Source organism: Rathayibacter sp. VKM Ac-2926, assembly GCF_022815565.1.
GTDB lineage: Bacteria > Actinomycetota > Actinomycetes > Actinomycetales > Microbacteriaceae > Rathayibacter > Rathayibacter festucae.
Genome location: NZ_JALGRS010000001.1, coordinates 380,979 through 393,184, shown reverse-complemented (window position 1 = coordinate 393,184; position 12,206 = coordinate 380,979). Strand labels below are relative to the sequence as shown.

The window sequence follows — 12,206 nt, the reverse complement described above, 5'->3', positions numbered from 1 at the left end:
AGTGACGCGGCTCGGGATGACGTCGGCGGCTCAGCGCCGCGGCCCCGGCACCAGCCGGGTCAGTCGGCCGATCAGCCACTCCAGCGGTCCGATGCCGACGAAGCGCCACCACAGCACCGCGACCGCCCAGACTCCCAGCACCAGGAGGAGGGCGGCGCCGGGGGTGTCGGCGACGTAGCCGAGGCCCCGGGTCGCGAAGGCGGCGACGACCGCCACCTGCAGCACGTACACCGAGAGCGCGAGCGAGCCGACCGCCCGGAACGGCGTGAGCACCGCCGCGATCACCGTGCTCGCCGGCCGCCGCCGGACCGTCGCGAGCAGCACCACGACGACGTACGCGGCGAGCACCAGGCCGAGGTCGTGCAGCGTGTCCGGGTGGCTGCCCGACACGGACTCGAGGCCGATCAGCCGCTCGAGCGCCGGCCGCACCGGGTACGCCAGCACGGCGACGACGGCCAGCACGGCGAGCAGCCGGTCGCGCCGGAAGCCGTGCCGCAGCAGCAGCGCGCCGAGCAGGAGGAAGGGGAGCAGATTCGTCAGCCGGTAGTGCGGATCGACGAAGCTCCACTGCAGCAGGAATCCGACGGGCGTCCGCGCGTAGAGCACCGCCGGATCCACCGACGCCGCGACCAGCGCGTTCAGCGGAGCACCAGCCACGAGCACGACGGCGGCGACGACCGCGACGAGGCGGCTGCGCAGGAGCAGGATCGGCGTCCCGAGCGCGAGCGTGAGCCCGAGGTGCGGCAGCACGATCGCGATCCAGCTGCCCCAGCCGCCCAGCCAGACGCCGAGTGCGACCAGCACGGCACCGCGGATCAGGTTCTGCACGACGACCCGCCCGCCGGAGGCGCCGGGCCGCGCGAGGACCAGGGCCGCCGACATCCCCATCACCAGGGCGAACAGCGGCGACGCGAGGTCGTTGACGTTGCCCGCCGCGAAGCCGATCGCCCCGCCGCGCAGGCTCGGGACGAGCGGCATCGCGTGCGCGATCAGCATCGCCACGATGGCGACCCCTCGCAGGACGTCGGGCACGAGGACCCGGTCCGGCTGCAGCCGGGGGGCGGTCGGGGCGGCGCGCGAGACGGTCGTGGTCGCATCCATGGGGGAGAGGCTACGGCGTGGCCGCCCGCGCCCGCGCGCCGTCGCGCGCCGGGGCGCCCCCACCTCGCGCCACACGACGCTCGCCGCGCGTCCCCGCCCGCGTCCGCGGCACCTCCGGCTCGTGAAACGCGGTCCGGCTCGCGGATCTCGGCGGTTACCGCGTGCCGAGAATGTTCTCGCGTGCCGGAGACGTCCGGCGGGCGCCGACTTCCGCGTCGGTCGCACCTCGGGCTCGCGAAACGCGGTGCGGCTCGTCGGATTCGGCGGTTTCCGCGTGCCGAGGATGTTCTCGCGTGCCGGAGCCGTCTGTCGGCCGAGCGTGTCCGCTCCCCGCACACCTTCGGCACGCGAATCGCGGCTCGGCTCGTCGGATCCGACGGTTCTCGCGTGCCGGAGACGGTTCCGCGTGCCGGAGGCGCCCCGGCCGGCCGGCACTGCGGCCGGGTCATGAGGTTCCTGCGAGCCCGGGCCGATCGCGCGCGCCGGGCGGGCGCGGGCGGCATGCTGGAGGGATGACCGACGCCACCACGCCCGCCGCGCCGTCCGAGCGCCGCGCCCGTCCGCCCCGCCCGCAGCTCGTGCTGACCGTGCTGCGCACCGAGCGGCTCACCGAGCACTTCGTGCGCGTGCACCTCGGCGGCGAGGGCTTCGACGCCTTCGTCGAGGCCGCGGATCCCGAGAGGCTCGCCGCCACCGACCGCTACGTCAAGCTGCTGCTCGCCCCGCCCGGCGTCGCGCTCGAGCCGCCGCACGACCTCGACGCCCTGCGCGCCCGCCTCGCCCCCGAGGAGCTCCCGGTGCGCCGGACCTACACGATCCGCTCCGTCGACCTCGAGGCGCGTAGCCTCGCGATCGACTTCGTCCTGCACGGCGACGAGGGAGTGGCCGGACCCTGGGCCGCCTCCGCGCGCCCCGGCGACCGCCTCGAGATGTCGGCCCCCGGCGGCGCCTGGGCGCCCCGCGCCGACGCCGCGAACCTCCTGCTCGGCGACGAGTCGGCGCTGCCGGCGATCGCGGCGGCCCTGGAGGCGATGCCCGCCCAGGCCCGCGGAACCGCGCTCATCGAGGTGCACGGCGCCGAGGACGAGCTGCCGCTGACCGTCCCCGCGGGCGTCGAGGTGCGCTGGCTGCACCGCGGCGACGAGGAGGCGGGGCACGCGCTGACCGCTGCCGTCGCGGAGCTGACCCGCCCGGACGGCGCCGTCGAGGTCTTCGCCCACGGCGAGCGGACGGCGATGAAGCGGCTCCGCGCGATCCTCCAGGACGACTGGGGCGTCGAGCGCGCGGCGCTCTCGCTCTCGGCCTACTGGGCGCTCGGCCGCGCCGAGGACCGCTTCCAGGCCGAGAAGCGCGAGCCGGTGGGCGCGATCTTCACCGACTGACGGCGACTCCGACTGACGGCGAGTCCGACTGACGGCGACTCCGTCACCCGCGGACGACGAAGGGCCCCTGCACGGCGCAGGGGCCCTTCGACGTTCAGGCGGTGCTCACTCCGAGCGTCAGACCCGCTTCAGGAGGATCGGGGCGCTCGTCGTGGCGTTGCCCGCCGCGTCGACGGCCTTCGCCGTCACCGAGTAGGTGCCCTTCGGGAACACCGCGGTGTTGACCGTGAGGTACCAGTTGCCGTCCGACGCCTGCACGGCGTCGCCCAGCTTGGTGGTGCCGACCCAGTACGTGACTCCGGTCACGGCGGTGTCGTCCGCGGCGGTCGCCATCAGGCTGACGACTCCGGTGACCGACGAGCCGGAGCCCGGCGAGACGATCGCGACGGTCGGCGCCGTGCGGTCGACCGGGGCGGGCGTGGCCGTCGGGGTGGGAGTCGCGGTCGGGGTCGGCGTGGCGGTCGGCGTCGGCGTGGCGGTCGGCGTCGCGGTCGGGGTGGCGGTGGCCGTCGGCGTGGCCGTCGGGGTCGCGGTCGGGGTGGCCGTCGGCGTCGCCGTCGGGGTCGCGGTCGCGGTCGGCGTGGCCGTCGGCGTCGCGGTCGGCGTCGGAGCGGTCACCCCGCCGAACTGGTCGGCGCCGGCGGTGCGGGAGCCCATGACCTGGCCGTCGATGTCGGTGCGGGCCGACGTGGTCGACCCCCAGCCGGCGATCTGGGTCCCGGTCGCGGACAGCACGTGCAGGTCGCCGGTGGCCACCGAGGCGAGCGCCGGAGCGCCCTGGATGTTGCCCTGCTGGTTGAGCAGCGACGGCGTCTTGCAGAGCTTGGTGTTCCAGTTCTCGACGATGGTGTTCGTCATCGGGCTGGTGCAGGAGGAGAGGTAGCTGACGATGTTGCGGTCGAAGACCGTGTTCTTCGCCCCGCCGACCCGCAGCGCGCCCGACTCGAAGGTGTTGTTGCGGATGTAGATGCCGTCGGCCGAGGCCTCCCGGAAGTCCGCGGACGAGCCGCCGCGGCAGTCGCTGGTGATCACGATGCAGCCGGAGACGAAGTTCGACTCCACGGTGATGTCGCTCATGCCGTCGCCGCCACCGGGGGAGAAGATGATGCCCGCGTTGTAGCAGTTCATCAGCGTGTTTCCGCGGAGGGTGACGTCGTTGCTCTCGAACACCTGGATGCAGTCGGCGTGCAGGCCGTTGTCGATGTTCTGGTCGAAGTTGCGGACCAGGTTGTTCTCGATCAGCCCGTTGTCGGTGCCGCCGACCTGGATGCCGTCGATCGACGAGCCGTTCTCGAAGAGCGAGTCGCGGACGACGACGTTCGCGCTGCGCACGAAGATGCCGGCGCCGTCGATGTGCATCCGGTTCACCGTGATGCCGGAGCCGTAGGTGTAGAAGGTGCTCTTGGAGAAGATGTCGTTCCACACGGTGTTGGGCGTGTAGACCTTCGTCGAGCCGAGCACGGGCGAGGCGCCCGGGGCCGGCTGGACGACGACGGGAGCGGCGACGGTCGCCTTCCCGCCCTTGAGGGTGGTCGTCGGGTAGGTGCCGGCGGTGAGCAGCACGGTGTCGCCGGCGGCGGCGTTCTGGACGGCGGTGGTCAGGGCGCAGGGAGCGGCTGCGGAGCAGGCCGTTCCCGTGCCGTTGGGCGAGGCGTAGCGGTTCGCCGCCGCGAAGCTGGGCGCGGCCGCGAAGAACGCGGCGATCACGACCAGCAGAGCGGCGAGAGTCGCGCTGAGCGTTCGAGTCATGGGCGTGGTGTCCAATCGGGGAAGGTGTGAGCGGGGACTCGGGGCAGGGAGAGGAGGAGGGAGAAGACGAGGGGAGGCCGCACCGGGCCTCGGCGGTGCGCGCCGGGCGAACGGGGGACGACTCCGTACACTGGGCGCGGCGGGAGCGTCCCCGGCGGCCGGGCAGCACCGCTGCCTCTGCCGCCGAGATCCCGCCCGGACGGACGGATGCGGCGACGGGCCGCCTCCGCCATCGATGAGCACGGCTCCGCGACGGGGCCGGGAACGGAATCGCTGTGAGCGGAGTAGGTTCGCGAGTCCGGACGGTGCTGGGCGGGCTGCGCAAGCGCACCGCTCCGCTGCTGAAGAGCCCGGCGGTGCTCTCGCTCGGCGCGCGCGGCGTCTTCCTCGACGCCCCTCGCCTGCGCAGCGCCCGCCGCTCCGGCGGGGCCCGCGGAGCCAGTGGTGCTCAGGGCCGCGCGATCCTGATCGCGCCCCCCGGCGCCGGCAACATCGGCGACGCCGCGCTGGTCGGCGCGTTCCTGGAGAACGTGGCCGGGCCGATCACCGTGATCACCCGCTACAAGGGCGACTTCCGCATCCCGGCCGAGCAGGCCGACCGCGTCGAGATCGTCTCGCTGGGCACCCTGCTCTACGGCGGACTGCCGAGCTTCGTCCGCGACCTGCGCCGCTTCCGGGCCATGCTGCCCGGCGCCGCGTCGGTCTCGATCGTCGGCGCCGACATCATGGACGGCGCCTACAACTTCCGCGCCTCGACCAGCCGGGCGCTCGTCGCCCGCAGCGCCGCGTCGGCCGGCGTGGACACCCGCGTCCTCGGCTTCAGCTGGAACGGCAAGGCGCACCCCGGTGCCCTCGCGCAGCTCCGCGACGCGGACCGTGCCGGCACGACCCTCTTCCTCCGCGACCCGCTCTCCGTCGAGCGCGCCCGCCGCGACGGCCTGGACGCGAAGGCCTCGGCGGACATCGTCTTCTCGGCGCGCTCCGTCGACCAGGGCCGCGCGAGCACCGAGCTCGCCGCGCTGGACACGACCGGCGGCATCGCGATCGTCAACGTCTCCGGCCTGATCGACACCGACCAGACCGGCGCCTACGTGGAGATCATCGGCGGCCTGCGCGCCCGCGGCCTCGCGGTCGTGCTGCTCCCGCACGTCATCAAGCACGGACCGGACGACCTCGCGGCCTGCCGGAAGGTCTACGCGGCCCTGCCGGACACCACCGGCGTCGCCTTCGTCGAGGACGTCCTCACCCCGGCGGAGGTGCGCGGCTTCACCGAGCGCGCGACCGTCACCGTCACCGGCCGGATGCACCTGGCGATCATGTCCCTGATGAAGGGCGTCCCAGCGATCACGCTCGCCACCCAGGGCAAGGTCGAGGGTCTGATGGCGATGTTCGAGCTGCCCTACCTCTGCGTCGAGCCGGGTGCCGGTCTCGCCGGCCGCGTGGGCGACGCCCTCGAGCGCGTCCTCTCCGACCGCGACAGCGTCTCGGCCGACATCCTCGCGAAGCTGCCCGCCGTGCAGGAGCTCAGCGCCGCGAACTTCGCCGGCCTGCCGCGCGCCTGAGTGGCGCGGGCGGGCTGTCGCGGGGGTCGTCGGCACGGGCGTCCTTCCGGGCGTCGAGGGCGGAGGAGCGGCTCATGCCCTGACCGCGGCACTGCGGTGGGGGGAGTCGCTCGAGAGGTCGGCCGGAGGAGTCCGGCGCGTCTGCTGCGACCCTAGGCGGGGCGTTCGAACGCCCGTTCGCAATGAACCTTCCTCCGGACGGGGGTTCCCGTTCAGGGGGCGCACTCCGGCTCGACGCGCCGCCGGTCCGTCCGATCCCGCCCCGGACGGGTGCCACGGGCCCCCGGTGCTGCCCCGAGCGCGAAGACGCGTTCGGCTCGCGGAACCGCATCGGGCTCGCGGAACTGTCCGGATCCGGCGTGCCGAGGCGGGTTCTGCGTGCCGGAGGTGGCTGCGCGCTGCGGCGCGGGCGCGTTCGGCTCGCGAAAGTGCGTCCGGCTCGTCGAATCGGGCGGATCCGGCGTGCCGAGGCGGGTTCTGCGTGCCGGAGGTGACCGCGGGCGGTGGCGCGGGCCGTCCGGCACGCGACATCGCGTCCGGCTCGCGGAACCGCGCACGTTCTGCGTGCCGGAGGTGGTTCCACGAGCCGGGGATGCGCGCTGTCGGATCCGGCGCCGTCAGACCAGGCGCCTGCCGCTGAAGCGGTCGATCGGGGCGTCGCGGCGCATCGCCCGCTCGTACATCCGGTGGAACGGCTCGGTCAGCACGCCGTTGGAGCGGTCGAGGGCGTCCTGCCAGGCGACGATGTCGCCGAGCTGCGCCGCCAGGTCGGCCCGCAGCGCCGCCTCGTCCACGGTCGTCGATTCGCCGCCCGCGACGACGACCCGCCCGGCGACGATCACGGTGTCGATCGACGAGCCGTTCTCGGAGTAGACGAGCTGGTTCTCCAGGCGCTGGCGCGGGGTGAACGCGAGCGTCTCGAGGTCGAAGAGCACGAGGTCGGCCTGCTTGCCCACCTCGATGCTGCCGGTGACGTCGCCGAGCACGGCGCTGCGCGCACCGCCGATCGTGCCCGCCGTCAGCACCTCCGCCACGGTCGGCCACGTCGACAGGTCCGGATCGGTCACCTTGTGCAGCAGCGCCGCGGCCTTGATCACGTCGAGCATCCGCGGGGAGTCGCTGCTCGAGCAGCCGTCGGTGCCGAGCCCGAGGTTCACCCCCGCGTCGTGCAGCGCGCGCCACGGGGCGATGCCCGAGCCGAGCTTGAGGTTCGAGATCGGGTTGTGCGAGACGGAGGTGCCCGCCGCCGCGATCGACGCCATGTCGGAGTCGGTCAGCCAGATCCCGTGCGCGAAGGTCGTGTTCGCGGAGAGGGCGCCGATCCCGGCCATGTACTCGACCAGTGTCGAGCCGTGGAGCTCCTCCCCGGTCACCAGCTGCGTCTTGGTCTCGAGGACGTGGATGTGGCACTCCGCGTCGTGCTCGAGCGCCAGCTCCGTCGCGCCGACCAGCAGGTCGGCGCCCACGCGCTGCGGGGCCGAGGGCGCGACCATGTAGCGCAGCCGTCCGCCGCCCCGCCCGTGCTGGGTGGCGAAGGCGGTGCGACTGAAGTCGAGGTAGCCCTCGGTGGTCGGCCGCGCCGCCCCGCGGACCGAGTCGAGCAGCTCGGCCGGCAGGTGCTCCTCGAGGAACGGCATGGTCTCGAAGAACGGCTTGCTGATCACGTGCCCGGAGATGTTCGCCCGGAGGCCGATCTCGTCGTAGGCGTCGAACACCGCCGCCAGCTGCGCCGCGTCCTGGTCCGGGTTCTCGAGCACGTCGTCGACGAGCGTCGTGACGCCCGCCTTCAGCGACTCGAGTGCGAACAGCGACGAGCGCAGCCGGATCAGGTCCGGAGCGACGCGGCTGTCGCCGAGGATCGGATAGGACAGCAGCATCCACAGCTCGAGCGGCAGGTTGTCGTAGCGCCCCTTGTAGAGGTACTCCCACGAGTGGGTGTGCGCGTTGACGAAGCCCGGCGTCACGAGCCGGTCGCGCCCGTCGAGGATCTCGTCGCCCGGCTCGGGCTCGAGCCCCGGGCCGATCGCCGTGATCACGTCGTCGACGATCCGGATGCTCGCCGTGATCGGGACGGCGCCCGAGACGGGGTCCATGGTGATGACGGCGGCGTCGGTGATGAGGAGGGGCATGGCGGTTCCGTTCGTGATGCGGTGGTGCAGGAGCAGGGTGGTGCGGGAGCGGGTGGTGCGGGAGAAGAGGAGCGGGCGGAGTGACGGGGCCGGCTACCCGAGGACGGGCTCGGACGCGCGCGCGGCCGGCTCCAGGGCCTCGCGCTTCCGCACCCAGGACGCGGCGTCGCCCCGGCCGAGCAGCAGGTAGGCGAGCCCCGCCGAGACGCCGCCGGCGAGCCAGGAGACGTCGACGCCGCCGAGCGCCGTCGCGGCCGGTCCCTGCAGCGCCGGCACCGAGCCGTTCATGAACAGCCAGGTCAGCGTCGCGCCGATCGCGAAGGAGAGCAGCGCGCGCCAGCGGACGTCCGGCAGCAGCGGCGAGCCGACCGGAGCGAAGAGGTGCCCGAACGAGCGCACCCGCGGCTCGAACACCGTGTAGTGCACCAGCACGATCGCGCCCCACGGCGCGACCCAGCCGACCAGGCCGACCAGCCAGGCGTCCAGCGTCGTCGCCAGGTCGTCCTGGAAGACGAAGAAGACGGAGGCGACGAAGGCGAGCACGCCGACGATCAGGCTGAGCGCGCGGCGGCCGAGACGGATGTCGAGCGCCTGGGTGGCCATCCCGAACGAGTAGATGTTGAGCACGTTCGTCGCGATCGGCCCGTGCACCACGAGCAGCAGCACCGGGATCGCGAGGGCGCCGAAGTTCTCCACGATCAGCTGGCCGGGGTCGACCGAGCCGTTCTTCGTGGCGAGCGTCGCGCCGAGCACGCCCAGCCAGACGACGGGGACGAACTGGCCGAGCACGCTGGCGAAGTAGAGCTTCCTGCGCGAGGCGCGGGGGCTGACGAAGCGGGAGTAGTCGCCCGCGTAGGCGAGCCAGGTGAGGCCCCAGCCGATGCCGATCGCGGTCATCACGATCGACATGGCAGCGATCCGGTCGCCGCCGGTGAGGGCGCCCTCGGCCGGGCCGGCGTAGGACCAGTCGATGTCGAGGAAGAACCAGGCGACGATCGACATCACGGCCAGCACCAGGAGCGTCGGCGGCACGGTCCAGCGCTCGAACGCGGCGATGGCCCGGTAGCCGAGGAACGAGATCGCGACCTGGATCGCCATGATCACCGCGGCGACCGCGACCTTCCAGCCGATGTTGGCCGCCTCCGGGTCGACGAGGCCGACGGAGCCGAGCAGCGCGATCACCAGGTCGAGCACGATCCAGGTGTTGATCGCGCACCAGCCGATCACGACGACGGCCTGGATCACGGCGGGCGCGTAGTTGCCGCGCCGGCCGAAGACCGCACGGCCGACGAGCATCCCGGTCGCGCCGGTGCGCTGGCCGAGCAGTACGAAGAAGCCGAAGACGGCCATGCCGACGACGTTGCCGAGCACGAGGACGGTGATCGTGTCCCAGAGGCCGAGGCCCATGTTCACGCCCAGCGCGCCGAGGACCCAGTTGATCGGCGCGATGTTGGCGCCCGCCCAGATCCAGAACTGGCCGTCGAGTCGCGCGTTGCGACGGCTCTCGGGGAGCGGGGTCAGCGCGTCCTCGGTGTCGGTCGTGCCGTGCAGGGTGTCGGAGCTCATGGGTGGATCCTCTCGAAGCGTGAGGTGGAGCGGGGAGTCGGAGCGGGGAACGGTGGACGGCGCCGCGGCAGCGTGGGCTGTGGAGGAGCGCGGCGGGTCGGGCTCCACCCTCCCGGCGGGCGGTTTCGGCGGCCGCCTCGCCGTGTAAATTCGCCGTGACGCGAGAGGACGTTCTGCATGGTGATCCCGCTGTCCGAGGCGCTCCTCGACCCGCTGCTCGCGGCCGCCGGACCGGTCGTGGTCGCCGGCGGGGAGGCCGCCGCGCGGGTGCCGATCCGCTGGGCGCACGCCAGTGAGCAGCTCGACGTCGCGCCGCTGCTCCTGGGCGGCGAGCTGCTGCTGATGGAGGGCGTGAACCTCTCCTCGGACCAGGATCCCCAGGAGTGCCGTCGCTATGTGGAGTCCCTGGTCACAGCGGGGATCGGAGCCCTGGCCGTCGAGCTGTCCGAGCGGCTGCCGAGCGTCCCGGCCCCGCTCGTCGCCGCGGCCGACGACCTCGGGCTCGCCGTGCTCGCGCTGCCCCGGCGGGTGCCGTTCGTGCAGGTCTGCGAGAGCATCAACACCCGGCTCACCGAGCAGAAGTTCCGGAGCCTGCGGGTGGCGGACAGAGTGTCCGGACTTCTCGGCGAGGCGGCGGCCGCAGACGCCGGGATCGACGAGCTGCTGAAGGTCGTCGCGAGCGCCACGGGCGCCAGTGCCGCGCTCGTCTCGCCGGCGGGCGAGGAGATCGTGCGCGCCCATCCCGGCCGCGGCGTCGACACCGCGCGCACCGCGGGCGCCTCATCCGGGGTGCTGCGGGCCGGCGACTCCCTCCTGGGCACGCTCTACCTCCGCGCCCACGACGAGGCCGACCTGCACGGCGTGGCCGTCGCGCTCGACCGCGCGCCGGACGTGCTGGCGATCGCCCTGCTCCGGCGGCGGCCGCCGACCGCGCGCGAGCGGCTCACCGCGCAGCTCTTCGCGGTCGCGACGGCGCCGTCCGCGCGCCCCGACCCGAGCGCCGAGCTGCAGATCGACGCGCTCCTCGGCCGGCTCGGCGTCGGCGGGCGGGAGTGCTTCCTCGGAGTCTGGGCCGACGTCGGCGACGACGAGCGCACCCTCCGTGCGGTCCGCGCCGCGCTCGACCGCTCGGTGCGGGGGTCAGCGGACTCCGCGAGCGTGATCTGCGTCGCGGGCGGCGAGCTGCTCGCGCTGCTGGCCTTCCCGGACGCCGTAGCGCGGGAGCGGGCGAGGGTGCTGCTGCTCGGCGAGTGGCCGCCCGCTGCCGGGGCGTCCGCGCTGGTCTGCGTCGGCAGCGGCGCCGACGCGGTGGCGCGGGTGCCGCGCGAGCTCGCGGAGGTGCGCGGCGTGCGGGAGTGGACCCGCACCGAGAGCGGCGTCGTCGACGCGCGGCTGCACCGGCTCGAGCGCTTCGCCAGCACGCTCCGCGACGACGCCGAGGCGGATGCTCTGGTGGAGGAGGTACTCGGCCCGTTGCGCCGCGGCCGCCCGGAGCTGCTCGCGACCCTCGAGACGTTCGCGTCGCACTGGGGGAGCAAGACGGCCACCGCGGTAGCCCTCGGCATCGGCCGGCAGACCCTCTACGACCGCCTGGCCCGCATCGAGTCCCTGATCGGCCCGCTCGACGCCTCCCCGGCCCGCACCCGCGTGCTGCTGACGGCCGTCTCCCTGCACCGCGCCCGCGCGGCCCTGCCCCCGGCCGCCCCGCGCTCGACCCGCCCGTTCCCGCCCCCGCCGGACCGCTGACGCGCCGCGGACGCCCGTCGCGGCGCCTTCTGCGACGCTGGACTGGAGGAGAGGGGGGAAGATGCGCACCAGCTCCGTGGATCCTCGTGATGTGGACGCCGAAGTGACCACGCCGGTGTACCGCGTCTACTTCGCCGAGACGGAGACGATGGTCGACGAGATCCGGATCACCGGCGCGCGGGACGTCCTCGAGGTCGTCGACTGGGCGGAGAGCGACGCCCGCGGAGTCCCGTTCACGGTCTACTGCGAGCACCCCAGCCCCTTCAACCCGGGCAGGGTGACTCTGCAGCTCCTCCTGTCGCGCTGAGCGAGGTCCTGTCGACCGAGGTCTCAGCGCGGCGGCAGCGCGGCGCCAGCGACGGCCGAGCTGCCGAGGTCGCTCTGAGGGAGGGGCTCGCGGGAGGCGAGGGCGTCGATCCAGGCCTCCGTGTCGGCGACGGCCGCGAAGTTCGAGTTCAGCAGGGCGAGCAGCGTGGTGTGCACGGTCTCGGCGTCCACGGAGCCCGCCGCGTTCGAGATCGCGATGGCGCCGGTCGCGTCGGAGAGCACCTCCGCCGTCAGTCCGTGCGTCTCGGCCTCGGCGGACGAGGCGAGGATGCAGTTGTTGGTCATGTAGCCGACCAGGGTGATCGTGTTGACGTCGCGCTCGCGCAGCCAGGCGAGCAGGTCGGTGCCGGCGAAGACGGTGCCGAACCGCTTGGTGATCGACTTCCACTCATCACTGCGGCGGCCTTCGATCTCCGGGTGCAGCTCGAAGCCGGGGGTGCCCGGTGCGAAGACGGGGGCTCCCTCGCCGCTGCTGTGCTGGACGGCGGCGATCGGCAGACCGGCGGCCGTGGCGGCGTCGAGCGCGGCGGTGATGGCGGTCAGCGAGGTCGCGTGCGGCGGGTAGCGGATCTCGAGCGGCCCGGCGAAGTACTCCAGCTGGACGTCGACGAGGATCAGGGCGCGGCGGGGTGCGGTCATGGTGT

General features: G+C 73.6%; 9 protein-coding genes. 4 read left to right on the top strand and 5 right to left on the bottom strand.

The features are described from left to right. Positions 1 to 30 precede the first annotated feature (30 nt). Positions 31 to 1,101 carry a DUF418 domain-containing protein gene (locus tag MT351_RS01915; protein ID WP_132435125.1) on the bottom strand — a complete coding sequence of 357 codons (1,071 nt, stop codon included), beginning with the start codon at positions 1,099 to 1,101 and terminating at the stop codon, positions 31 to 33. Between the two features lie 512 nt (positions 1,102 to 1,613). Between MT351_RS01915 and MT351_RS01910 the strand changes: the two genes are divergently transcribed. Further along, positions 1,614 to 2,483 carry a siderophore-interacting protein gene (locus MT351_RS01910; protein ID WP_123734709.1) on the top strand — a complete coding sequence of 290 codons (870 nt, stop codon included), beginning with the start codon at positions 1,614 to 1,616 and terminating at the stop codon, positions 2,481 to 2,483. Positions 2,484 to 2,600: 117 nt separating this feature from the next. On the opposite strand, the gene MT351_RS01905 is transcribed toward MT351_RS01910, so the two are convergent. After that, complete coding sequence (locus MT351_RS01905; RefSeq protein WP_243581100.1) at positions 2,601 to 4,232, bottom strand: Ig-like domain-containing protein; 1,632 nt, start codon at positions 4,230 to 4,232, stop codon at positions 2,601 to 2,603. A gap of 275 nt (positions 4,233 to 4,507) precedes the next feature. On the opposite strand from MT351_RS01905, the gene MT351_RS01900 reads away from it, so the two are divergent. Beyond that, the gene (locus MT351_RS01900) at positions 4,508 to 5,794 is read left to right on the top strand and encodes a polysaccharide pyruvyl transferase family protein (RefSeq protein WP_132435121.1); all 1,287 of its coding nucleotides are present in this window, start codon (positions 4,508 to 4,510) and stop codon (positions 5,792 to 5,794) included. Between the two features lie 617 nt (positions 5,795 to 6,411). Here the strand turns inward: MT351_RS01900 and MT351_RS01895 are convergent. Together MT351_RS01895 and MT351_RS01890 are read right to left on the bottom strand one after the other, a co-directional pair. Then, the gene (locus MT351_RS01895; RefSeq protein WP_132435119.1) at positions 6,412 to 7,923 is read right to left on the bottom strand and encodes an amidohydrolase family protein; all 1,512 of its coding nucleotides are present in this window, start codon (positions 7,921 to 7,923) and stop codon (positions 6,412 to 6,414) included. A 93-nt stretch (positions 7,924 to 8,016) separates the two neighbouring features. Continuing rightward, a complete protein-coding gene (locus MT351_RS01890) occupies positions 8,017 to 9,489 on the bottom strand; it encodes a cytosine permease (protein ID WP_132435117.1) in 1,473 nt (490 codons plus the stop codon). A gap of 177 nt (positions 9,490 to 9,666) precedes the next feature. On the opposite strand from MT351_RS01890, the gene MT351_RS01885 reads away from it, so the two are divergent. Together MT351_RS01885 and MT351_RS01880 are read left to right on the top strand one after the other, a co-directional pair. Continuing rightward, complete coding sequence (locus MT351_RS01885; RefSeq protein ID WP_132435115.1) at positions 9,667 to 11,235, top strand: PucR family transcriptional regulator; 1,569 nt, start codon at positions 9,667 to 9,669, stop codon at positions 11,233 to 11,235. A gap of 61 nt (positions 11,236 to 11,296) precedes the next feature. Beyond that, positions 11,297 to 11,542, top strand: coding sequence for a hypothetical protein (locus MT351_RS01880; protein WP_132435113.1), 246 nt, complete (start codon positions 11,297 to 11,299; stop codon positions 11,540 to 11,542). A gap of 23 nt (positions 11,543 to 11,565) precedes the next feature. Here the strand turns inward: MT351_RS01880 and MT351_RS01875 are convergent, their stop codons facing one another. Continuing rightward, the gene (locus MT351_RS01875) at positions 11,566 to 12,201 is read right to left on the bottom strand and encodes an isochorismatase family protein (protein ID WP_132435110.1); all 636 of its coding nucleotides are present in this window, start codon (positions 12,199 to 12,201) and stop codon (positions 11,566 to 11,568) included. Positions 12,202 to 12,206: the final 5 nt, after the last annotated feature.

What these genes read in the sequence shown, in the direction of transcription:
- MT351_RS01910 (WP_123734709.1), top strand. Translation starts at nt 1,614, where the DNA reads ATGACCGACGCCACCACGCCCGCCGCGCCGTCCGAGCGCCGCGCCCGT.
- MT351_RS01895 (WP_132435119.1), bottom strand. Translation starts at nt 7,923, where the DNA reads ATGCCCCTCCTCATCACCGACGCCGCCGTCATCACCATGGACCCCGTC.
- MT351_RS01875 (WP_132435110.1), bottom strand. Translation starts at nt 12,201, where the DNA reads ATGACCGCACCCCGCCGCGCCCTGATCCTCGTCGACGTCCAGCTGGAG.
- MT351_RS01880 (WP_132435113.1), top strand. Translation starts at nt 11,297, where the DNA reads ATGCGCACCAGCTCCGTGGATCCTCGTGATGTGGACGCCGAAGTGACC.
- MT351_RS01885 (WP_132435115.1), top strand. Translation starts at nt 9,667, where the DNA reads ATGGTGATCCCGCTGTCCGAGGCGCTCCTCGACCCGCTGCTCGCGGCC.
- MT351_RS01915 (WP_132435125.1), bottom strand. Translation starts at nt 1,101, where the DNA reads ATGGATGCGACCACGACCGTCTCGCGCGCCGCCCCGACCGCCCCCCGG.
- MT351_RS01905 (WP_243581100.1), bottom strand. Translation starts at nt 4,232, where the DNA reads ATGACTCGAACGCTCAGCGCGACTCTCGCCGCTCTGCTGGTCGTGATC.
- MT351_RS01890 (WP_132435117.1), bottom strand. Translation starts at nt 9,489, where the DNA reads ATGAGCTCCGACACCCTGCACGGCACGACCGACACCGAGGACGCGCTG.